The sequence below is a fragment of the Paenibacillus sp. FSL H7-0942 genome (genome assembly GCF_045040715.1).
GTDB classification, from domain to species: Bacteria; Bacillota; Bacilli; order Paenibacillales; family Paenibacillaceae; genus Paenibacillus; species Paenibacillus amylolyticus.
In genome coordinates this window covers 4,342,370-4,364,279 of sequence record NZ_CP150279.1, presented here as the reverse complement: position 1 = coordinate 4,364,279, position 21,910 = coordinate 4,342,370, and the positions used below count along the sequence as shown (strand labels likewise).

The window sequence follows — 21,910 nt, the reverse complement described above, 5'->3', positions numbered from 1 at the left end:
TTTCTTCGATCCACAATAGAGGTAGTGGTTTAGAAGAAAGGAGACTCTACCGATGTATAAACGATTAAGTTCAGTTATGTTTCCGATATTTGCGGTTCTGCTGGTCGGTGCGCTCGTGTGGGGCTATCAGGAGAATCAGGAGAAGAATGCAATTCTGATCAAGGCAGAGAATCAATATCAGCGTGCATTTCACGATTTATCTTTTCATATGGACAAATTGCATTCGGAGATTGGCAACACCTTGGCGGTTCACTCTACATCACAGGGGATGCATCGCAAAGGTCTGATGAATGTATGGCGACTCACCAGTGAAGCGCAGAATGAGATCAACCAACTGCCACTCACCATGCTACCATTTAACGAGACAGAGGAGTTTCTCTCGCGTATTTCCAACTTTGCCTATCGGGCGTCGATGCGTGACTTGACGAACGAACCGCTAAGTGAGAAGGAAATGGGCAACCTGAAAAAGCTGTATCAGAATTCATCCGAGATTACCAAGAATCTGCAGGATGTGCAGCAGAAAGTCCTGACGGACCGATTGCGCTGGATGGATGCAGAGACTGCCATGGCAACACAAGAGCAAACCATGGACAACACGATCGTTGATGGTTTTCGTACTGTAAACAAAAAGGTACAGGAATACCCGGAGCTTGATTGGGGTCCTTCCGTATCCAACATCTATGCCAAACGATCAGTCAAGAAACTGGACGGCTTGCCGGTGACCAAAGAACAGATTCAGAGCAAGGCTGCAAAATTCTCTGATGCGGATCGTAGCAAAATCCAAGTGCAGGAGAACGGCAAAGGAACAGACTGGGAGTCCTACACTGCCACGATTGATCATGCCAACAATGGCAAACTGATGATGGATTTCACCCGTAATGGCGGAATGCTGATCTCTTACAGTGATACGCGTCCAATCGGAACCAAAAAAGTGTCTCGTCAGAATGCCATGGCTAAAGCAGATCAATTTCTAATGAACAAAGGCTATAAGGATATGAAGGCTGTAAACTACGATGAATATGGTAATCTGGGTAACCTTACTTATGTGCGTAAGCAAGGGGACACCTTGATTTATCCCGAGAAAATGTCAGTTCGTGTAGGTTTGGATACAGGCGAAGTAACCGGATTCCAGGCGAGTGACTTTGTTTACGAACATAATGACATGCGCAAAATTCCGAAAGCAACTCTTACGGAGCAACAGGCGCGGAAAAAGCTTAATTCGGAGTTCGAAGAAAATTATGTTCGCAAATCCCTGATTGAGAATGATTACAGCAAAGAAGTATTGTGTTATGAATTCGGAGGGAAAATTAACGGTTCTCGTTACCGGATATACATTAATGCGAATACAGGAATAGAAGAAGCGGTTGAAGAGATCAAACCGGTCAATGCAACCTCATAAAAAGATGGATAATTTGAATTTGAAGTTGAGCGAATAACTGCGGCAGACCACGATGTGGTCTGTTTTTTTCTTGTTCAATGTGAGAAAGGTCATGGTATAATAGTCCTTGTACATACGAAGATAAATACATAAAGTGGCGGTGAACAGCTTGTTTCCGAAAATAAATGAAATTTTATACATCCAGATTGCTTCTGCAGATGAAAAAGAGGAACACAAAGAGTACAAATCACGCATTGCAGATATGGATGACAGCAGTTTTCTGATTGAGGTCCCAATGCAACAAGGAAGCAGCCGTCTGAAAAGGCTCTTTTTCGGAGATGAATTGTCCATTTCATATATTACGGAGGATGGGATCCGGCATTATTTTAATACCTATATCACGGGATTTGAGGAAGATGTGGTCCGTCTTGTCCGTATCCGCAAACCGCTTCCGAGCGATATATCCAAAATACAACGGCGTAGCTTTCTTCGTGTTCATGCAAACCTCGAATTGGCCATCCAGAGTGAAGATCTGACCCGTGCTGTCGGATTGACTGAAGATATTGGCGGTGGTGGATTGTCCATCTACGGCGAAACAGGTTTCTCAATAGCTGAAGGTCAAAAATTGAAATGCTGGTTGCTGGTTCCCTACCGGAATTCAACCATTGAACATGTGAATTTTGAAGCTGAAGTTGTGCGGATCAAAACCCTGGAAACCGGCAGACAGCTATGCATGCTCAAATTTATGCAGATTTCAGATTCGGAGCGCCAGAAAATTATCAAGTTTTGTTTTGAGCGGCAACTTGACTATCGCACGAAATAGGAATGTTGTGGCATAAAGAGAGGGAACTGCGGGTACCGTAATGAAAAAAACGGAGGTATTGCCTTGAATCGTCGTCATGCAACCCGCAGATATGAACGACTTTATTATGTTTTCTCCAGGCGAATGGAACGAAAGGTTACGATTCTGATTACAGTCCTTCTAATCCTGCTTGTGGTATATCAATTGCTGCTGTTGGTACCAGGCTTCAAAAAGAATTTGACCACCATTGACCGCCTGGAAGGAACGCCAATTGAAGTGCAAACGATGAATGATTACAAACGTCGTTGATTTGTCTGTTTTTGCATCCATGTGTAGAGTGTGGTATAATTTTCACGATGCAGGCAATGCCTGTTTTTTTATTGAGGTTTATCGTTTGAGGAGGAATGCCCCGTTGGCAAGCCAGAACACATCAGAGAACGGGAAAATGAACGTTGCAATTGACGGACCTGCCGGTGCCGGGAAAAGCACGGTGGCCCGATTGGTTGCAGAGGCGCTCGCGTATGTATACGTCGACACAGGCGCAATGTACCGTGCGGTAACCTTGCATATGCTTCGGAAAGGTATTACACCGGAAGATGTGACACAGGTACTTCAGGAAGCCCAAAAGCTGGTCATTGATTTACAACCGGATCCCGACGGACAGAAAGTGTTCTGTAATGGGGAAGAAGTAACCTCGGAAATCCGCTCCCGTGAAGTGACGGGAATCGTGTCCCGATATGCGCAAATCGAGGGGCTGCGTACGCAATTAGTGGATACTCAGCGGCAAATGGCTTTGCGCAAGGGCGTCGTCATGGATGGACGCGATATCGGAACGACAGTACTGCCCGATGCGGAAGTGAAAATCTTCATGACTGCCAGTGTGGAAGAGCGTGCGCTTCGCCGCTTCAAAGAACTGGACCCCTCTGAAGGACTGACGTTGCAACAGCTGGAGCGAGACATTGCCACCCGTGACAGATTGGATGAGAATCGGGAAATTTCCCCATTGCGTTGTGCTGAGGATGCTATTGTCCTTGATACAACGGAGATGAACATTCATGAAGTGGTTGACAAAATCGTATCTTATTGCACAATGGTCAGAGGAGAGATCGGTCTATGATTTACACATTTTGCAGCACATTACTGCGGATCATTTATACCATTCTTTTCCGCTTGGAGGCCGTTGGACGGGAGAATATTCCGAAAGAAGGCGGCGTACTTTTATGTTCCAATCATATTAGTAACTTCGATCCTCCAACCGTTGGTATCAAACTTCGCCGTCAGGTACGTTTCATGGCCAAAAGCGAATTGTTTGAAATTCCGGTACTCGGCCGAATTATTAAAGCCGTGGGCGCTTTCCCCGTTAAACGTGGAGGTGTCAGCAAGGAATCCATCAAAACCTCACTCAATATTTTGCGTGATGGTCAAGTGCTTGGAATCTTCCCCTCGGGAAGCCGTCACAATGATGGAGGTATCGGCAAAAAAGGGGCAGCGAGTTTTGCTCTCCGCAGTGGCGCTACAGTTATTCCTACTGCTATTATCGGTAACTACAAAGTTTTTCGTAAGATGAAAGTTGTATATGGAGCACCAGTAAGTTTGGACGAGTTCAAGGAAGACCCATCTGGAGAAGCTCTGGAGAAGGCGACTGAAAAGATTATGTCCAAGATTAACGAGATGGTGCAAACGGGCGTGCCAAGCAAGTAATGGCTTCGTCGGTAGCTGAGTGCATGTTTCCATATTTTTGAGGGAGACTAAAGTTTGAGCACTCAGTGATGAAAGTGTTTTGAACTCTGCTACAGGCAGGTTTGAATATAATGGGGTTTTTGAATTGAGGAGGGTATTTGACATGTCGGAAGAAATGAAAAATCAAGAAGCAACCCAAGATGAGTTGGATCAATTCGTTTCCTTGAAAAAAGGAGATACCGTAAAAGGAACCATCGTCAAATTGGAAGATAACCAAGCCTATGTGAGCATTGGATATAAATATGACGGTGTCATTCCAATTCGTGAACTGTCTTCATTACATGTTGACAGCGCGTCTGACGCAGTAGAAGTTGGACAAGAAGTTGAAGCTAAAGTTCTTAGCATCGACGACGAGAAAGAAAAACTCGTTCTGTCCAAACGTGCAATCGACAGCGAAAACGCGTGGGATCAATTGCAAAAGCATTTTGAAGACCAAGACGTATTCGAAGTTGTTGTAGGTGATGTTGTTAAAGGCGGTCTGGTAGCTGACGTGGGCGTACGTGGATTTATCCCGGCTTCCATGGTTGAACGCCATTTCGTTGAAGACTTCAGCGACTACAAAGGACGCACACTGCGTGTTAAAGTGAAAGAGATCGACCGTGAGAACAACAAAGTGATCCTTTCCCAAAAAGACGTACTGGAGCAAGAATTCGAAGCAAACAAAGCTACAGTAATGGCTGGTTTGCAAGAAGGTCAAGTGATCGAAGGTACAGTACAACGTTTGACTCAATTCGGTGCATTTGTTGATGTGGGCGGAGTTGATGGTTTGGTTCACGTATCCGAGCTGGCTTGGACACACGTTGAAAAACCATCCGACGTACTGTCTGAAGGTGATAAAGTTAGTGTGAAAGTGCTGAAAGTTGACCCTGAAAAAGGCAAAATCAGCCTGAGCATGAAAGCTGTTCAACCAGGTCCTTGGGAAACAGCAAGCGAAAAATTCAATTCCAGCGATATCGTAACAGGTGTTGTAAAACGTCTGGTAGACTTCGGTGCATTTGTTGAAATCGCTCCTGGTGTTGAGGGACTTGTGCATATCTCGCAAATCTCCCACAAGCACATCGGCACTCCTCATGAAGTGCTGAAAGAAGGACAAGAAGTTCAAGTTAAAATCTTGGACATGAACCCTTCTGAGCAACGTGTAAGCTTGAGCATCAAAGAAACAGAAGAAGCTCCAGCTCAACCACAAAAATCAGAAAGACCTTCAAGAAACAACGCTCCGCGTGAAGAAATCAACAATCCAAACGTTTCCTTGAACAATCAAGGTATGAGCACTACGCTTGGCGAACTGTTTGGAGACAAACTCAGCAAATTCAAATAAGTTAACAATGCATGGTTCTAAGTTATATACTGCATATTTTGCTGAATAACAAAAGCAAGATCGGCGAGCCCAAGGCGGGTTCGCCGATTGTTTTTATTGCGAGTAATTTGGCATGAAACGTTAGCCAAGATATATCTTTTTTGCTATGATGAGTATCGTAAGTATGGACAGGAGGAGTGGAATGTATGGCAAGACCCGTTGTGGCAATTGTCGGACGACCGAACGTGGGTAAATCCACCATTTTTAATCGGATCATCGGCGACAGACTGGCCATTGTGGAAGACAAGCCGGGCATTACCCGTGACCGTATATATGGAATCGGTGAATGGAACGGTAAACCATTTAGTATCATTGATACAGGTGGTATCGAAATTGATGGTGAAGATGTAATCTTAAAATCGATTCGGATGCAAGCAGAGCTCGCTATTGAAGAAGCGGATGTTATTGTATTCATGTGTGATGCAAAAGCAGGTATTACGCAATCGGATGAAGAGGTAGCAGAGATGCTCTACCGCTCAGGCAAGCCTATTGTTGTAGCCGTTAACAAAGTGGATAATATCGGACGAAGTGAGCTCATTTATGAGTTTTATGGATTTGGTTTCGGTGATCCTATTGGCGTATCCGGAAGTCACGGTACAGGTGTAGGTGATTTGCTTGATGCAATAGTGGAGAAGTTGCCAGAACTTGAGGAAGAGACTTACGATGAAGATGTCATTCGTGTAGCTCTGATCGGACGTCCTAATGTGGGTAAATCTTCACTGGTGAACGCTATTCTGGGTGAAGAGCGTGTCATTGTAAGTGACGTTGCTGGAACGACCCGGGATGCGATTGATACACCTTTTGAAAAAGACGGCCAACGTTACGTGCTGATTGATACAGCAGGTATGCGTAAGCGTGGTAAAGTATATGAAACAACTGAGAAATACAGTGTAATGCGTGCGATGCGTGCGATTGAGCGTGCAGATGTTGTTCTGATTGTCATTAATGGTGAAGAAGGCATTATTGAACAGGACAAGCATATTGCAGGATATGCATTCGAAGCTGGTAAAGCGTCATTGTTTGTTGTGAACAAATGGGACGTGGTAGAGAAGCATGACAAAACGATGAAAGAGTTTGAGAGAAAAATTCGGGATCACTTCCTGTTTATGACTTATGCTCCAGTCGTATTCTTGTCAGCCCTCACAAAACAACGCTTACAAAAATTGTTACCGGTTGTGAAAAGGGTAGCAGATCAACACTCGTTACGTGTACAAACACATCTACTTAACGATGTGGTGTCTGATGCGGTTGCAATTAACCCTCCGCCAACGGATAAAGGACGGAGAATGAGAATTAACTATGTGACTCAGGTTGCCGTTAAGCCACCGACCATGGTTGTTTTTGTGAACGATCCGGAATTGATGCACTTCTCATATGAGCGCTACCTGGAGAATAAAATCCGTGCAGCGTTTGACTTCGAAGGAACACCAATTCGCATATTTACTCGGAAGAAGTCCGACGAAAGTTAGGGGAGAAGTGTGTGATTTTACAAATCGCAGCGATTGTACTGAGTTATCTGCTCGGTTCGATCAGCTTTAGTGTCCTCCTTGCCAAAGCGATACGGGGGATCGATATTCGTCAGCACGGAAGTGGAAACGCGGGAGCTACCAATACATTGCGTATTTTGGGTAAAGGACCGGCAATTGCTGTTCTGTTACTTGATGTACTTAAGGGTGTTGCAGCTGTATGGATTGGAATCTGGCTGAGCGACGGTTCTGCCTGGATTCCTGCACTCAGTGGTATAGCAGCCATTGCAGGACATAACTGGCCGCTTTACTTCCATTTTCGTGGAGGAAAAGGCGTTGCCACAGCCATTGGTGTTCTGGTGAGTCTTGCTTTCCTGCCTGCGTTATGTGCTGGGGTGATCGCCATTCTGTCTATTGTATTGACACGCTATGTTTCATTGGGGTCTCTGATTTTTGTAGCATTTACACCCATCTTTATCATGGTATTACCCGGATATTCAATGAATATCTTCTGGGGGAGTCTGATTATTTGTCTGTTTGCGTTCTGGAGACATCGTACCAATATTGCGAAGCTCGCCAAAGGACAGGAAAATAAATTGGGATCGAAAAACCCTGGAGGGGGTAAACGAGTTGTCTAAAAAAGTTGCTGTTCTAGTCGCTGGGAGCTGGGGAACAGCTCTGGCCAGTGTACTCGCCGCCAATCAGTTGGATGTGATGATGTGGACACGTGGTGAAGACCAGGCTAACGAAATCAATAACAAGCACACTAATACTCGCTATCTTCCGGATGCGGAGCTTTCACCACGGATTCAAGCAACAACTGATATGGAAGCTGCGGTGGAAGGTGCTATAGCTGTGTTAATTGTTGCGCCTTCATCAGCCATGCGTGCAGTTACGAACCAGCTTAAGGCTTATTACAAGCCTGAGATGTTAGTTATTCATGCAACCAAAGGTTTTGAGACAGAAAGCCTCAAACGGATGTCCACAGTCATTTCAGAAGAGCTTGAATGTGAAGAAGGACGTGTGGTTGTTCTTTCTGGCCCAAGCCATGCGGAAGAAGTGGTGAAGCGTTGTCCAACGACAGTGGTTGTAGCTTCACTGGATAAGGCATCTGCCGAGTCTGCCCAAGCTTTGTTTATGAATGCTTATTTCCGGGTTTACACGAATCGGGATATGATCGGTGTTGAGTTGGCGGGTGCATTCAAAAATATCATTGCTCTTGGTGCAGGTATGTCGGATGGTCTTCAATTTGGTGATAATGCCAAAGCCGCTTTGCTAACACGTGGTCTGGCAGAGATCACACGTATTGGTGTTGAGATGGGAGCAAATCCGCTAACGTTTTCGGGACTTGCCGGAATCGGGGATCTGGTTGTAACGGCTACAAGTCAGCACAGTCGGAACTGGAGAGCAGGTTCCATGTTGGGCCAGGGACAGAAGCTGGATGATGTTCTGAAGTCCATGGGCATGGTGGTAGAAGGCATTCGAACTACGCAAGCTGCCTATTTCATCTCACAAAAATACGGAGTGCAAATGCCAATTGCGGATCAGTTATATCACGTTTTATTCCAGGAGAGACAGCCGCGTGATGCGGTTGAAGCCTTGATGGGACGTGACCCGAAGACTGAAATGGAAGTCATGAAACTTGAAACCTGGGAGCAATGGCATTCCTGATTGTAATCAGCCTAAACGTACCTTGTGAAATAAGAAGCTTATTCACCTTTTCTGTAGCAGACTCATACTATACACATGAGTATTGCCGGAGGAGGGGAGACGAATGGGTAACAACATTTCCAAAGATGCACTGAATGCAATCAACAAGAAAACGGGTAAAACGATAACGGAAGGTGCCGTTAAGAAATTGGCAAGCACGGTGAAACCAACGACGATTCAGAATGAAGTTCAGTTGCGCCAATTGATCAAACAAGTATCCGCCATGGCGAAAGTTCCGGTATCTGAGGATACGGTTAAGGATATTGTGAGTGCGGTCAAGAAAAGCGGATTGAATCCGAGCAGTATGGAATCGTTAATGAAAATGATGATGAAAAAATAATAGATCACACCTGCTTGTGCAGGTGATCCAGTAAGACAAAAAGACGAGTCGGCTTCTGCCGGCTTGCTTTTTTGTCTTTTTTTTGGAAAGTTGAGCTGAATTTCGTGTTATAATGGTTGCAATTGTCACAGTGTCAGTGATGAATAATGGACTGAAGGGGAGACTGCTGGATTATGAGCGCAATGGACAAGATGTGGCTGTCATTGGTGGCCATCCTCATTATGGGACTATCTGTATTCCTGATTACGTTTGCTCGTGCCAAAACAAAAGGTATTGTACGGGGGATTCTTTCTCTGATTGCATTTTTGATTATGCTGATTGGCTTTTTCGGTGGAATCGCTTCTCTGACCTGATTTCCCATGCCTGAAAGATAACATCCGCATAAGCACATCATAAGAACTGACACAATGAACACGGATGAGGGGAGTGTGAGCCTATGGGGCCGCATGATACGGAGGGTCGGACAGAGCGTTATCCGGAATTACACGCGGCTTTGCTGGAAACGGCCAAAGCCTGGAACACACAGCCACAGACATGGTTACTTGGAGGAAGTTGTGGGTTGCTGCTTCAAGGGGTGGAGTTGCAACAGGCTCCGAGAGATATTGATATCTATGCGGATGTTGCTGCTGCTAAAGAACTTCACCGTAGCGCTCCGGGGGGAATGCTTGACGAGCCTACAGTGGATAAGACAGGACCGTATGCTTCTCTGCTGAGCCACTATCAGGTGGGTGAATGTGCGCTGGAACTGGTTGGTGGTTTCGAAATATGGGCTCGCAAAAGTTGGTACCGTATTGAGATTGAACATGTACTTGCTCCGCATGCACCAGTAGCACAAGTGGGTTCATATAGCCTGCGACTGATGCCGCTTGCGCATGAGCTTTTGTTTAATCTGCTACGAGGTCGTGAAGATCGTTATGTCCCCATTGCGAAACAGATGCGCGAGCAGCCAGATGCACATCAACCTATAATGATGCTGTTAAGTCAACAGAATGTCTGGACAAGCCGCTTCAGAGCCGAAGTGGAAGAGCTTGTTGGCTTTACATGGCCCCAGTAGGTTGAGGGAGGAAAATGATGGACTATAAAGTTACTTTTTTACCTATGAACAAATCGATAGCGCTCAAACCAGGGGCAACACTTCTGCATGCAGCACGACGTGCTGGAGTCAAGATTACGACCCGATGTGATGGCAAAGCGGCTTGCCTGATGTGCAAAGTGAACGTGGATGAAGAACATCGGACGGAACTGTATCCACCAACAGATGCAGAAAAGCGCAAGCTGGGTTCACTGTTGGAAGCAGGTACACGACTGTCCTGTCAGGCCAAGGTGTGTGGATCTCTATCGGTTCATGTTCCAGAGGACCCGCTGAAGGCAGCCATTCGGAAACAACTGGAACGTCAACAACAGGAAGACGACTGGTTCTGAGTGTTATAACATTGATTCTCTAATGAGTTATTCAAGGAGGACACGAATGATTAGGAACAAGCCAAAATGTGTGGAAGGAAGCGGATGGCAGCGTCTGAAACATCAGACGGGCGGTCTGCTGTTATTCCTGTTGTTTGCTTTTACAGCAAGTGGTTGTATGTATCCATCCCAGAGCAATTCAGACCCTAAGATAGCCTATCGGGAAAGCGTGAGCCGCATCCAGAGTGCGGTCGAGGCATTTCAGCAAGATGAGGGGATTTTGCCAATCATTAATGCAGATATGGAAACGCCAAAATATGAAAAGTTCAGAGTGGATCTGCCCAAGTTGAAACAACTGGGGTATCTGGATGAAATACCGGGGACTGCTTTTGAAAGTGGTGGGAGCGCTTACTTCCTTATTCAGGACGAAGAAGTGAATCCGACCATTAAAGTGATGGATCTTCTGACCGTACAGAAAGTAAACGATGTGCAACGAATGGTTAATCAATATAAGTCCGTACATAACAATAAGCTGCCAAGCGGGGAAGAACTGTATCCGGGGTTATATGTTGTGAATATGGAGCAGGCTGCTCAGGCAGGTACTCCTTCCATTACGCTGAATAGTGTATATTCAGGTCAGGCGTTACCGTTTATGATGGATGACGAAGGCAAGGTCTATGTAGATTATGCTTTTGATATTATGCAGGCAGTGGAAAAGTCTGACGTGTCTCCAGCAGAGACTGAAGATGTTCGGGATTTGCTGGTGGAACACTCCTACTTCGTACCTGTAAAATCGGTTTTCTACGCTTGGAAAAATAATGCGCCGGTTGCCCAGCCCATAAAATAAGCATGGTTGCAATTCAAATGATTTAGCTGTATGACCACCATGGCTCTAATGGTTCAAAAAGAGATATTCCAAATAAGGGATATCTCTTTTTTCTTTTGTCAATATGAGCAATAACCGTCATAAAAGCTTCGCGGATCACATAAAGTAGATTGAAATAAAGACGCGCAGTCCGAGATCGGGGGATTCTCCTAATGTCATCACCTTAAGATAAAAAAACAAAAATACGCGTCATATTGCCGCATACGGATACATAAGATGATACTAGTCCAATTGCATGTACGAGTTAACGCCGCTCTCGCCGGTTTCATCAGAATGCAACGTTCGGCGGCGGACGACTTCCGGGCACTCACAAAGGCGGCTCTACCGTTGCAGGGATTTCAGTCTTCTGATTGAAAAAACGAAGCGGATGCTCTTTAGCATTTTTCCTTCGGAGTAATTTAGGGAGGGGATTTCATTGGAGAAAGTGGACATTTTTAAGGACATAGCTGAGCGGACCGGAGGGGATATTTATCTCGGGGTTGTCGGCGCAGTCCGGACGGGAAAATCAACATTTATTAAACGATTCATGGAAACGATCGTATTGCCTAACATCGCAAGCGAGGCTGATCGTGCCCGTGCAGTGGATGAACTTCCACAGAGTGCAGCAGGTAAAACCATCATGACTACCGAACCAAAATTCGTACCAAATAACGCAGTCCAGATTAAGGTGGCAGAAGGACTCGATGTCAATGTGCGCCTTGTGGATTGTGTAGGTTACGCGGTGGAAGGAGCCAAGGGATACGAGGATGAGAATGGTCCACGCATGATCTCCACGCCTTGGTTCGAGGAACCAATTCCGTTCCAGGAAGCTGCCGAGATTGGTACTCGCAAAGTCATTCAGGAGCATTCCACACTGGGTGTTGTGGTAACAACAGACGGCACAATCGCCGAAATTGCCCGCAGTTCCTATGTGGAATCCGAAGAACGGGTCATTGCAGAATTAAAAGAAGTGGGTAAACCGTTTGTCCTGGTCATCAACTCTACTCGTCCTCGCAGTGAAGAAGCCCTGCAATTGCGCAGTGAGCTTGCTGCCAAATACGACATTCCGGTGATGACACTCAGTGCAGCGACGATGACGGAAGATGATGTGACGGGTGTACTTCGTGAAGTGCTCTATGAGTTCCCTGTGCATGAAGTGAATGTAAACTTGCCGAGCTGGGTTATGGTACTCAATGAGACTCACTGGCTGCGTAGCAACTACGAAAATTCCGTACGGGATACCGTTAAGGACATTCGCAGACTTCGTGACGTGGATCGGGTTGTCGCTCAGTTCATGGAATATGAATTCATTGATCGCGCAGGCCTGAGTGGCATGAATATGGGGCAGGGTGTAGCCGAGATTGACCTGTACGCGCCGGATGAACTGTATGATCAAATTCTCGTGGAAGTGGTTGGAATCGAGATTCGCGGTAAGGATCATCTGCTGCAATTAATGCAGGAATTCTCGCATGCGAAGAGAGAATACGACCGCTTCGCAGAAGCGCTGGAGATGGTCAAAACGACCGGATACGGCATTGCTGCTCCATCTCTTGCCGAGATGGCTCTGGATGAACCTGAGCTCATTCGTCAGGGCACCAAATTTGGCGTACGTCTGAAAGCAACGGCACCGTCCATTCATATGATCCGGGTTGATGTGGAATCAGAGTTCGCTCCAATCATCGGTACGGAGAAACAAAGTGAGGAACTGGTGAGATACCTGATGCAGGACTTCGAGAACGATCCGATCAAGGTATGGGATTCAGACATGTTTGGTCGTTCGCTGCATTCCATCGTGCGAGAAGGGATCCAGGGCAAGATTGCCATGATGCCGGATAATGCAAGATACAAATTGCAAGAGACGCTGGGAAGAATCATTAACGAAGGTTCGGGCGGCTTGATCGCTATCATTCTGTAAGACATCAAAAGACCGTAAGGGGGCATCCCCTCGCGGTCTTTTTTACGTGGTTTCTTTATTTTGGATGAAATGGATAGGAAGAATAGTACTTTCGAAAAAACTTAGCGAGTTTTAGCTTTAAATTGCTAAAACCCATTTACATACTAGGGATTAGCCGTTATATTAATATTCAACTATTGTGATCGAGATCACAGAGAGTGGACAGGGGGATACAGAGATGAAAAGAAAAGAGACTAAATGGGTATGGTTGAGTGTGTTATTAGTATTTACATTGGCGCTGTCCGCTTGCGGAATCAAAAAAGAACCGGCAGCCACTCCGGCTTCGGGCGCATCAGATGATACACCAAAAACGGAAGCAGTTACAGGCCCTCTAAGCGGCAAACGGATCGCACTTATTATGGAGTTTAATACAGGTACTTTCTCGCAGCAATATGTACAGGGTGTAAAAGAAGAAATCGAAAAATTCGGTGGAGAACTGACAACGTTTGTTGCCGATAATGACAAAGCAAAAATGGTATCCTTGCTTGATAGCGCTATTAACCAGAAATTTGATGCCATTCTCACGGATCATGGGGATTCCCTATTAGAGCCAGGCGTGAAGAAGGCAGTAGAACAGAATATTCCAGTGGTCGTGTTTGACGCAGCTATCAGTGTTCCAGGAGCCACAGTCCTGTCGCAGGATGACCAGAAGATGGCTGAACTGACGCTGGAGCAAATGAAAAAAGATATCAATGGACAAGGTAATATTGTCAAAGTATGGGTAGCTGGTTTTGCACCTATGGAACGCCGTCAGATTGCATACGGTGAATTCATGAAAGCAAATCCGGACATCAAGGAAATAGCTACATTTGGTTCTGCACAGAATCCTGCGCTGGATACTCAAGCCAAAATGGAAGCTATTCTCAAGCAGTATCCAAAAGGTGAGATTACAGCTGTATGGACTGCATGGGATGAGTTCGCCAAAGGTGCAGCGCGCGCGATTCAACAAGCTGGACGTGATGAGATCAAAGTGTATGGTATTGATATGAGTGACGAGGACCTGCAAATGATTCAGGACCCGAAAAATCCTTGGGTTGCTTCTGCGGCTGTGGATCCAACGGATATTGGTCGCGTCCAAGTACGTTATGCTTATCAAAAACTGAACGGGGACGAGACGGAAGATGCAGTTGTTCTTAACCCGGTCTATGTTCAACGTGAAGCTCTGCCAGATAAACAAATCTCCACTTCGGAGCTGTCTGAGTTCGTTGAAGGTTGGGGTGGCAGCACACAAGGAATCAAGGACTGGATGAGTGAATACGGAATTACTGCTAAATAAGCAGCGTAAGGGAAGCGCGCCGCAAGGCGCGCTTTTTCCACCATAATGAAGATGTGCAAGTCTGGATGAGAAATGGGATACTCCCGTATGGGAACGATTGGAGGTTAACATCATGAGCACTGCACCGATTCTGCTTCAAATGGAACATATCCACAAGCAGTTTTCAGGTATTCCTGCACTGAAGGATGTGGATTTCTCTGTAAAAGGTGGGGAGATTCATGCGCTGCTGGGTGCCAATGGTGCCGGTAAAAGCACGTTAATGAAAATTCTGTCCGGTGCCTATCCATTGGATCAGGGTACGATTCAGTTGAGTGGACAAGCGCTACATTTAAGTTCTCCGGGAGACGCAAAGGCAAGTGGGATTCACTGTGTCTATCAGGAAGTGGATGCGGCACTGGTGCCACAGCTGACGGCTGCGGAGAACATTATGTTGGATCAGTTGGCTTCATCTGCTGGAGGTTGGTGGAAAAGTCCACGGAAGCTGCAACAGCGCGCGGTTGAGGCATTGAAGCAATTAGGGGCGGACATATCCGTTCACCAAAAAGTGGCCGATCTGACACTTGCAGAAAAACAGATGATTTTGCTGGCACGGATTTTGATTCAGGATGCCAAGGTCATCATTTTTGACGAGCCTACTGCACCGCTGAGTCAGGAAGAAACGGATGCATTTTTCCGTATTGTTCATCTCCTGAAGGATCGGGGCGTAGCCTGTATTTTCATTACCCATCGTCTTGCTGAAGTGACGGGTCACTGTGATCGCGTTACGGTCATGAGAGATGGACAACATGTATTTACCGGTGAAGCAAAAGGACTGACGATCAACGATTTGGTTACACAGATGCTGGGCAAACCATTCGAAGAAGAGTTTCCGAAGACAGAAGCGCCCGTGGGGGAACTGCTGTTGGAGGCGCGTGGGCTTCGTCGTGGAGTGAAAGTTAGAGGTGTTAACCTTTCTGTAAGCCGAGGTGAAGTCCTCGCTGTGGTGGGTCTGGTAGGCGCGGGTAAAACGGAAAGCTCTCGTTTGCTGATTGGTGCAGATCGGCTGGAGGGAGGCGAGATCCGGCTTAACAACCGAAATCTCCGCCTGTCTCAGCCTGCGGATGCGGCGGCTCTGGGGATTGTTTCTGTACCGGAGGAGCGACGTAAACAAGGAATCCTGATTCGGGAGAACGTGGAACGGAATTTAAGTCTGCCTTTGCTAAGCCGTCTTAGTACATTAGGTTTCGTAAGCCGCAAGCGGGAACTTCTGAATGCAGAGTCATTGGTGAAACAGCTTGGAATTAAAACATCGTCCGTGAAACAGGAAGTGAAATATCTAAGCGGTGGTAACCAGCAGAAGGTAGCCATTGGTAAATGGCTTAATGCGGATGCGGATGTATTTATATTTGATGAGCCAACCAAAGGCGTAGATATTGGGGCAAAAAGTGACATTTTCCGCATCATTAATGAACTGGCTTTGGCGGGCAAGGGTGTAATCTATTTCACTTGTGAACTGGATGAAGGCATGGGAATTGGTGACCGAATCGCTGTCATGTGCGAGGGTGTTATCGTAAAAGAGTTCAAACGAGGCGAGACTAACCAAGAACAGCTGCTATACTATGCAAGCGGTGGACAAGAGGTGCAATCATGAAGGATAAATCACTGGATTTTGCGTTCCGTTACGGGGCGATTATAGTCATAATAGGTGTTATCGCATTTTTCGGCATTAAATTGCCTTATTTCTTTACGTACAGTAACTTGACCGATATTTTGGGCTCGATCTCTATCGTTACTTTTGTAGCGATCGGTGTTACGTTATCTCTCATTGTTGATGGATTTGATCTCTCGGTTGGGGCGACTGTCTCATTAACTACCGTCGTTACTGCTTCGTTAATGATTTGGTATCAACAACCACTTGCGATCGTCATTATCGTGCCATTGATTATCGGCGCTGTTATTGGTTTACTTAACGCTTTGCTCATTGTAAAATTGCGTATTCCAGATTTGCTCGCAACCCTTGCCACGATGTACATTATCGGAGGTATTCACAAAACGTATGCACAGGGCTATACCATTTACAATCACATGCAGTTCCCTGATGGGAGCAAAGCTGCGGGAGAGATGGACCCGACATTCCTGCTAATAGGGCAGGGTAAATGGCTTGGTATGCCGATATCGGTTATCATGCTACTTATTGCGGTAATAGGTGTGCATATCTTTTTGACGTATACGAAATATGGGCGCCAGATGTACATTACAGGTGGTAATGAGGAAGCTGCACGGTTGTCTGGAATCAAGGTGAAAAAGGTGCGTACACTCGCCTATGTAGCCGCTGGAGTGTTTGCAGCAATCGGGGGTATCATCTATGCTTCCAAAGTAGGATCCGGGCAAATTGATGCGGGATCACCGTTGTTAATGGAATCCGTAGCTGCAGTATTTGTCGGTTTCTCTGTGTTTGGTGCGGGTAAACCAAATGTCATCGGAACCTTCATTGGTTCGGTTCTGATTGGTGTACTTGTGAACGGTTTAACGATGATGAACGTACAGTATTTCACACATGATATTGTAAAAGGTGGGGTTCTCGTGCTTGCCCTGGCGGTTACATTTTACGTCTTAAACCGCAACCGGACTTGAAATTGTGGGCTGTCTGTATTAGTATGAAATTTGTTCGGCGTCTGAAATGCCAGTGGTTTCAGACGACATTCTGCCGAAAATGACTGTTGACCGTAGGCGGAGATTTGTGTTCAGCGCTCAAGATGTACGTAGATTTTTTGCGTATGAACGTATATTTCGCTATAAAACGGAAACACAGTATAACATTCAGGACATTGATACAGGAGGTGAAAAACAAATGAACAAATCAGACTTGATTACACACGTATCTGAAGCGACTGAATTGTCCAAGAAAGATGTAACGAAAGCGGTTGATGCCGTATTCGAAGCAATCTCTGAGGCTCTTCAAAGCGGAGATAAAGTACAATTGGTTGGTTTTGGGAACTTCGAAGTTCGCGAGCGCTCTGCACGTAAAGGACGCAACCCGCAAACAGGTGAAGAAATCGAAATTCCTGCGAGCAAAATTCCTGCATTCAAACCAGGTAAAGCGCTCAAAGACGGAATTAAATAAGATTTCTACATATTCCATATGTCGACAAAAAGACCGTGACTTGTTCACGGCCTTTTCTTTTGCCCTTTAACGATGATTCTTGCGGTTCATTCGTATAAGGCGCAGGTTGACAAATGAAACAATCTTAATCATCATTAACGCTATCGAACTAAAGAAGGGGACATGCGTGATGGATCATCCAACCGGCAATGATTATATTGTAATTAAGGCAGAGGAAAATGGTGTCCAGGTGATCGGATTAACCCGAGGTCAGGATACACGTTTTCACCACACCGAGAAATTGGACAAAGGTGAAGTGATGTTTGCCCAATTTACCACCCATACTTCAGCTATTAAAATCCGGGGCAAAGCCACGCTGATTACCAAGCATGGACAGATTGAATCGGAGTAATGGACAGATTGAATACATTCAAATGAAGATTGCAGGCATAGCCTGCTTTTTTTCATTGTACAATGAGGTATGAGCCTTTACCGGACAGACTACACTAACAGGTAAAGGCAGGGAGGCGTATATGAAACCGCGGATGATTGTTACTGCTTCAATGCTGGCAACGGTTGCGGCGGTCTTTCTGCTTGTTGCGATACAAACCTTACATATGCGTACATGGGGCGGGGACAACGTACAGCCTGCCTCTGCATCACATCATCCAGTTCAGCTAACGAATGATAATCTGGTTGATGTGCTAAGCTCCATGCAACTATCAACTCCCATTGCAAGAGTGGAATGGAAACAGTCCATTTTGACACTGGACCTCAAAGTTAAAGGAACGGGTACAAGTTACACTGAAATCTATGAGAACATGGCAGCTGTGGCGGATCTGGGCTTTCGGAGTCTGGATAACGTGGATCAGGTGCTGCTACGCGTGATGGCAGAAGATGAATGGATGCATAAACGACATCTGTTACTTGCTGCTGATATTCGGCGTGGAGAGTGGCCTCTGTATGCGATTGAAACATTAAGGAACTGGAAAAGTGCGGCCTTTTCAGATGAATTGAAGGACTGGTTTCATTTGATGGAGACCGAACTCTGGAAGAAGCAATTCGAAATGACAAGTCAGGGGTAATAGAATAGCAGGATTCAGTGCGTGCCCGTTCAACATATGCTATAATATATAAGATTGTAGTGCAGAAATGGTTTAACAATGTTAAGGCTCGGAGGCTGAGAATGAATTCATATCGCGTACCCCAACTAGCAAAGAAATATACGGATTACGACATGATTCGACAACATACGGAAATCCCATCATTTCCGGATAGCCGAGCACGTCTGTTGCAGGTATTTGTGGGCCGCACAGACGAAAAGGTGCATCAAGAGTTATATGCTCTTGCAACTTCGCTCGTTCAGTTGGCCATGGATACGCATGATCGTATCGATACCATTTCCGGTGAGCGGAAAGAGCAGGAGATGCGTTCACGTCAGTTGAATGTACTCGCCGGGGATTATTTAAGTAGCCGTTTTTATCAATTGCTTGCCCAAGCGGGCAGAATTGAAATGATTGGCAAACTCAGTGGTGCTGTATCCGGAGTGAACGCACGCAAGATGACGCTGTATGAACGGATGAAGAAGCTTCTCGTTTCGGCTGACGAATACTTGCGTGAAACGGTACAGCTGAGAATGCAGCTGTTTCTTTCATTTACAGGCATGATTCAACATAACGAAGAGTTTTTATGGAACAGCCTGTTGACCGAATTCAGCTCCTGCGAAACGATCGTGGAAGAACTGAAACGGATGAATGACGCAAAACAATATCTTCACAGCTATGCATACTGGCACATATACGAGCATGGTAATGACGATGAGCGCAATGTGTTGCGTCAGTCTGAACCGGATGCACGTGCATGGAACACTATGGTGCTGAAGCATAGGGTTGGCGAGGTTTTGCTGGACAAGCTTCGCGAGTGTACACACCGCATTCAACTGTTGTTGCAAGACGAGGAAGGGCGGATGGGCTTGCAGGAGATACATGCAATTCTAGAGCCTTACTTGGCATATTTGCAGCCTTCACATGCGGCAGTAAGGGAAGATTGAGGGGGAGACAGACGAATGGGGAGCGGAGAGACCAAACCGAAAGAAGAATATGTCCATTCGGTTTTTCAGAGTATAGCCGGAAAATATGATGTCATGAATGATATTTTAAGTTTCCGCAGGCATAAGGCTTGGCGTAAATTCACCATGAAAAAGATGAATATGTCCAAAGGCGATACCGGTCTTGATTTGTGCTGCGGCACATGTGACTGGACGCTTGCTATGGCAGAGGCAAGTGAAACGGGGCACATGCATGGACTTGATTTCAGTAGCAACATGCTGGAGGTCGGCCAGACAAAGATCAATGCGGTGCAACGTCAAAAGCAGATTACCCTGACACAGGGAAATGCCATGTCACTTCCTTATGAAGACAATTCGTTTGATTATGTGACGATCGGGTTCGGGCTGCGTAATGTACCTGATCTCAGACAAGTGTTGTCTGAGATGAAACGTGTAGTCAAACCCGGTGGTATGGTTGTGTGTCTGGAATTGTCCAAGCCAACATGGCAGCCGTTCAAAGGCATTTATTATTTTTATTTTGAGAAGGTTTTACCGAATCTTGCCAAAGTGTTTGCTAAAAGTTTTGAGCAGTACAAATGGCTGCCGGACTCACTGGCCATTTTCCCGGGAAGGCAGGAACTGGCAGACATTTTTGCAGAAACTGGATTACAACAAGTGCAGGCCTACCCTCTGACCGGAGGTATCGCGGCACTGCATATTGGAACCAAGGAGAATCAGCATGTTTAGGAAAATTCGCATCTTTTTAGAAATGATCAAGATTGAACACACGCTTTTTGCTTTACCTTTTGCATTTATGGGGGCGATCCTCGGCTCCATGGTAGTGAATGATACCTTCCCAAGCTGGATGCAGATCATGTGGGTATTGCTTGCGATGGTCGGCGCACGTAGTGCGGCTTTTGGTTTGAACCGAATTATCGACCAAGCGATTGATAGCAAAAACCCGCGTACCGCGATGAGAGCCATCCCGGCAGGACTGTTGAAAAATGGGGAAGTTGTTATATTTGTCATTATCTCATTTATATTGTTATTCTGGGCCTCATCCAATCTTAATGTATTATCGATGCAGCTGTTACCTATTGCTGTGTTTATGTTGGTACTGTATTCGTACACCAAACGATTCACATGGTTATGCCACATTGTTCTCGGAATGACGATTGGTTTGGCACCACTTGGTGGCTGGGTAGCTGTAACAGGAACGATGGATTGGACAGCGATTGTGCTGTACGTTACGATTGTGTTCTGGACAGCGGGCTTTGATATTATCTATGCATGTCAGGATCTGGAATTCGATCAGGGAGAGGGTCTTCACTCCATACCTTCCCGTTTTGGCCTGGTTAAATCCTTGCAGATCGCTAAGTTCTTCCATGTGATTACTGCAATTGGTTTTCTTGCGTTATTGTTGATGACAGATCTGAGCTGGTGGTATGGCGCAGGCATGTTGGTGACGTATGGAATTCTATTCTATCAACACTATATTGTATCGCCTAATGATATGAGCCGTGTTCAAACGGCGTTTTTTACCATGAACAGTTTGCTTAGTTTAATTGTATTTACGTTCACTCTGATTGATCTGGCGGTGAAATAAATGGTGCAGCAGCCGGACAATAAACGACTGGTTGTCGGAATTACCGGAGCGAGTGGCAGCATATATGGCATTCGATTAATTGAAACGCTGCTTGATTTGGAATATAACGTTCATCTGGTCATATCCAATGCAGGGTGGCGTGTACTGAAAGAAGAATTGGACTGGGATGTGACGAATCGGGACGCGGTGCTGGAAGAAAAATTCGGCAACCGTGCCGGTTCTCTGATCTATCATCCTGTGAGTGATATAGGGGCCTCCATTGCAAGTGGTTCTTATCTGGCCGACGGCATGATTATCATGCCATGTTCGATGGGAACTCTTTCGTCCATCGCGCAGGGATCGTCGGATAATCTGATGTCTCGCGCAGCGGATGTTATGATGAAAGAGGGAAGAACATTGATTCTCGTACCACGTGAGACGCCTCTTCATGCAATCCATCTGGAGAACATGCTGAAGCTTTCTCGTCTTGGTGTACGAATGATACCGGCTATGCCTGCTTTTTATTACAAACCTCAGACTATGGATGAGTTGATTCTGTTTTTAGTGGGTAAAGTGCTGGATAGCTTGCGCATCCCACATCAACTGTTTACAAGATGGGGAGAACCGGATGAACGGGGATAACGACTGAGTTCGATACAAGGCTGTTTTTTGCCAAAGTGTTGCTCGGTTTATTTGTCCCCCGAATCCCGGGGTATTGGTGAGCACTGATGGTGAGTCTTCATGAACCACAGTCTTGACCCATGCTCCGGCAACTTCTGTATTTTGTTTCAGAACAAGTCGCAGAGTTTAATTTTCGGGTGTTGGCTATGACATTCGGAGAAGAAAAACACGTTAGATTACCTTATAGAACAACACAAGCAAGAACGGTAAGCCGGGTTTCTCGTAA

Annotated in this window: 25 protein-coding genes; all 25 read left to right on the top strand. The window is 45.9% G+C overall.

The genetic code is table 11. The annotated features are described in order from the left end of the window. Positions 1-52: 52 nt before the first annotated feature. The 25 genes from ypeB (at position 53) to MHI48_RS19250 (ending at position 21,645) form a co-directional block, all read left to right on the top strand. On the top strand, positions 53-1,399 hold the full coding sequence (ypeB, locus tag MHI48_RS19370) for a germination protein YpeB (RefSeq protein ID WP_036607717.1): 1,347 nt from the start codon (positions 53-55) through the stop codon (positions 1,397-1,399). A 148-nt stretch (positions 1,400-1,547) separates the two neighbouring features. Then, positions 1,548-2,201: a flagellar brake protein gene (locus MHI48_RS19365; RefSeq protein WP_405141489.1), complete on the top strand. Its 654-nt coding sequence runs from the start codon at positions 1,548-1,550 to the stop codon at positions 2,199-2,201. Positions 2,202-2,264: 63 nt separating this feature from the next. Then, entirely contained in the window at positions 2,265-2,489 is a 225-nt protein-coding gene (locus tag MHI48_RS19360) for a hypothetical protein (RefSeq protein ID WP_076317426.1), read from the top strand. A gap of 103 nt (positions 2,490-2,592) precedes the next feature. Next, positions 2,593-3,297: a (d)CMP kinase gene (gene cmk / locus MHI48_RS19355; protein ID WP_036607714.1), complete on the top strand. Its 705-nt coding sequence runs from the start codon at positions 2,593-2,595 to the stop codon at positions 3,295-3,297. Beyond that, positions 3,294-3,881, top strand: coding sequence for a 1-acyl-sn-glycerol-3-phosphate acyltransferase (locus tag MHI48_RS19350; RefSeq protein WP_036607713.1), 588 nt, complete (start codon positions 3,294-3,296; stop codon positions 3,879-3,881). The genes cmk and MHI48_RS19350 overlap by 4 nt, the downstream gene beginning before the upstream one ends. A gap of 142 nt (positions 3,882-4,023) precedes the next feature. Beyond that, a complete protein-coding gene (rpsA, locus tag MHI48_RS19345; protein ID WP_036607712.1) occupies positions 4,024-5,238 on the top strand; it encodes a 30S ribosomal protein S1 in 1,215 nt (404 codons plus the stop codon). Between the two features lie 185 nt (positions 5,239-5,423). After that, positions 5,424-6,746, top strand: coding sequence for a ribosome biogenesis GTPase Der (gene der / locus MHI48_RS19340; RefSeq protein ID WP_017687684.1), 1,323 nt, complete (start codon positions 5,424-5,426; stop codon positions 6,744-6,746). 11 nt (positions 6,747-6,757) lie between these two features. After that, positions 6,758-7,381, top strand: coding sequence for a glycerol-3-phosphate 1-O-acyltransferase PlsY (gene plsY, locus MHI48_RS19335; RefSeq protein WP_074095653.1), 624 nt, complete (start codon positions 6,758-6,760; stop codon positions 7,379-7,381). Next, positions 7,374-8,414 (top strand): NAD(P)H-dependent glycerol-3-phosphate dehydrogenase, encoded by a 1,041-nt coding sequence (locus tag MHI48_RS19330; RefSeq protein WP_036607707.1) that lies wholly within the window; start codon positions 7,374-7,376, stop codon positions 8,412-8,414. Before plsY ends, MHI48_RS19330 begins: the two co-directional genes overlap by 8 nt. Before the next feature lie 103 nt (positions 8,415-8,517). Beyond that, positions 8,518-8,793, top strand: coding sequence for a stage VI sporulation protein F (locus tag MHI48_RS19325; protein ID WP_076317428.1), 276 nt, complete (start codon positions 8,518-8,520; stop codon positions 8,791-8,793). A gap of 173 nt (positions 8,794-8,966) precedes the next feature. Beyond that, on the top strand, positions 8,967-9,146 hold the full coding sequence (locus tag MHI48_RS19320; RefSeq protein ID WP_017687688.1) for a DUF2768 family protein: 180 nt from the start codon (positions 8,967-8,969) through the stop codon (positions 9,144-9,146). Between the two features lie 83 nt (positions 9,147-9,229). After that, a complete protein-coding gene (locus tag MHI48_RS19315) occupies positions 9,230-9,847 on the top strand; it encodes a hypothetical protein (protein ID WP_076249997.1) in 618 nt (205 codons plus the stop codon). A gap of 17 nt (positions 9,848-9,864) precedes the next feature. Continuing rightward, positions 9,865-10,215, top strand: a complete 351-nt coding sequence (locus MHI48_RS19310; RefSeq protein ID WP_036607701.1) for a 2Fe-2S iron-sulfur cluster-binding protein — start codon at positions 9,865-9,867, stop codon at positions 10,213-10,215. A gap of 46 nt (positions 10,216-10,261) precedes the next feature. Then, on the top strand, positions 10,262-11,041 hold the full coding sequence (locus MHI48_RS19305) for a hypothetical protein (protein ID WP_076317430.1): 780 nt from the start codon (positions 10,262-10,264) through the stop codon (positions 11,039-11,041). Between the two features lie 454 nt (positions 11,042-11,495). Beyond that, complete coding sequence (spoIVA, locus tag MHI48_RS19300; protein WP_017687692.1) at positions 11,496-12,974, top strand: stage IV sporulation protein A; 1,479 nt, start codon at positions 11,496-11,498, stop codon at positions 12,972-12,974. A 217-nt stretch (positions 12,975-13,191) separates the two neighbouring features. After that, positions 13,192-14,289 (top strand): sugar ABC transporter substrate-binding protein, encoded by a 1,098-nt coding sequence (locus MHI48_RS19295; RefSeq protein WP_036672016.1) that lies wholly within the window; start codon positions 13,192-13,194, stop codon positions 14,287-14,289. Between the two features lie 112 nt (positions 14,290-14,401). Next, positions 14,402-15,919, top strand: a complete 1,518-nt coding sequence (locus MHI48_RS19290; protein ID WP_405141483.1) for a sugar ABC transporter ATP-binding protein — start codon at positions 14,402-14,404, stop codon at positions 15,917-15,919. Next, complete coding sequence (locus tag MHI48_RS19285; protein ID WP_017687695.1) at positions 15,916-16,902, top strand: ABC transporter permease; 987 nt, start codon at positions 15,916-15,918, stop codon at positions 16,900-16,902. The genes MHI48_RS19290 and MHI48_RS19285 overlap by 4 nt, the downstream gene beginning before the upstream one ends. A 217-nt stretch (positions 16,903-17,119) precedes the next feature. Next, entirely contained in the window at positions 17,120-17,392 is a 273-nt protein-coding gene (locus tag MHI48_RS19280; protein WP_024630670.1) for an HU family DNA-binding protein, read from the top strand. Between the two features lie 169 nt (positions 17,393-17,561). Next, complete coding sequence (gene mtrB / locus MHI48_RS19275; protein ID WP_017687697.1) at positions 17,562-17,783, top strand: trp RNA-binding attenuation protein MtrB; 222 nt, start codon at positions 17,562-17,564, stop codon at positions 17,781-17,783. A gap of 121 nt (positions 17,784-17,904) precedes the next feature. Next, positions 17,905-18,456, top strand: a complete 552-nt coding sequence (locus MHI48_RS19270; RefSeq protein WP_076209915.1) for a hypothetical protein — start codon at positions 17,905-17,907, stop codon at positions 18,454-18,456. 101 nt (positions 18,457-18,557) lie between these two features. Continuing rightward, entirely contained in the window at positions 18,558-19,421 is an 864-nt protein-coding gene (locus MHI48_RS19265; RefSeq protein WP_076328305.1) for a heptaprenyl diphosphate synthase component 1, read from the top strand. 15 nt (positions 19,422-19,436) lie between these two features. Next, the gene (locus tag MHI48_RS19260) at positions 19,437-20,165 is read left to right on the top strand and encodes a demethylmenaquinone methyltransferase (RefSeq protein ID WP_017687700.1); all 729 of its coding nucleotides are present in this window, start codon (positions 19,437-19,439) and stop codon (positions 20,163-20,165) included. Next, positions 20,158-21,024, top strand: coding sequence for a UbiA-like polyprenyltransferase (locus MHI48_RS19255; protein ID WP_047843561.1), 867 nt, complete (start codon positions 20,158-20,160; stop codon positions 21,022-21,024). The genes MHI48_RS19260 and MHI48_RS19255 overlap by 8 nt, the downstream gene beginning before the upstream one ends. Continuing rightward, a complete protein-coding gene (locus tag MHI48_RS19250; RefSeq protein ID WP_017687702.1) occupies positions 21,025-21,645 on the top strand; it encodes a UbiX family flavin prenyltransferase in 621 nt (206 codons plus the stop codon). It begins immediately after the preceding gene. The last annotated feature ends 265 nt before the right edge of the window (positions 21,646-21,910 follow it).

Coding starts and splice junctions, on each gene's coding strand:
- MHI48_RS19250 (WP_017687702.1), top strand. CDS start 21,025: ATGGTGCAGCAGCCGGACAATAAACGACTGGTTGTCGGAATTACCGGA.
- ypeB (WP_036607717.1), top strand. CDS start 53: ATGTATAAACGATTAAGTTCAGTTATGTTTCCGATATTTGCGGTTCTG.
- MHI48_RS19315 (WP_076249997.1), top strand. CDS start 9,230: ATGGGGCCGCATGATACGGAGGGTCGGACAGAGCGTTATCCGGAATTA.
- MHI48_RS19290 (WP_405141483.1), top strand. CDS start 14,402: ATGAGCACTGCACCGATTCTGCTTCAAATGGAACATATCCACAAGCAG.
- MHI48_RS19325 (WP_076317428.1), top strand. CDS start 8,518: ATGGGTAACAACATTTCCAAAGATGCACTGAATGCAATCAACAAGAAA.
- der (WP_017687684.1), top strand. CDS start 5,424: ATGGCAAGACCCGTTGTGGCAATTGTCGGACGACCGAACGTGGGTAAA.
- MHI48_RS19285 (WP_017687695.1), top strand. CDS start 15,916: ATGAAGGATAAATCACTGGATTTTGCGTTCCGTTACGGGGCGATTATA.
- rpsA (WP_036607712.1), top strand. CDS start 4,024: ATGTCGGAAGAAATGAAAAATCAAGAAGCAACCCAAGATGAGTTGGAT.
- MHI48_RS19280 (WP_024630670.1), top strand. CDS start 17,120: ATGAACAAATCAGACTTGATTACACACGTATCTGAAGCGACTGAATTG.
- MHI48_RS19320 (WP_017687688.1), top strand. CDS start 8,967: ATGAGCGCAATGGACAAGATGTGGCTGTCATTGGTGGCCATCCTCATT.
- MHI48_RS19295 (WP_036672016.1), top strand. CDS start 13,192: ATGAAAAGAAAAGAGACTAAATGGGTATGGTTGAGTGTGTTATTAGTA.
- MHI48_RS19305 (WP_076317430.1), top strand. CDS start 10,262: ATGATTAGGAACAAGCCAAAATGTGTGGAAGGAAGCGGATGGCAGCGT.
- mtrB (WP_017687697.1), top strand. CDS start 17,562: ATGGATCATCCAACCGGCAATGATTATATTGTAATTAAGGCAGAGGAA.
- MHI48_RS19260 (WP_017687700.1), top strand. CDS start 19,437: ATGGGGAGCGGAGAGACCAAACCGAAAGAAGAATATGTCCATTCGGTT.
- MHI48_RS19255 (WP_047843561.1), top strand. CDS start 20,158: ATGTTTAGGAAAATTCGCATCTTTTTAGAAATGATCAAGATTGAACAC.
- MHI48_RS19270 (WP_076209915.1), top strand. CDS start 17,905: ATGAAACCGCGGATGATTGTTACTGCTTCAATGCTGGCAACGGTTGCG.
- MHI48_RS19350 (WP_036607713.1), top strand. CDS start 3,294: ATGATTTACACATTTTGCAGCACATTACTGCGGATCATTTATACCATT.
- MHI48_RS19310 (WP_036607701.1), top strand. CDS start 9,865: ATGGACTATAAAGTTACTTTTTTACCTATGAACAAATCGATAGCGCTC.
- MHI48_RS19265 (WP_076328305.1), top strand. CDS start 18,558: ATGAATTCATATCGCGTACCCCAACTAGCAAAGAAATATACGGATTAC.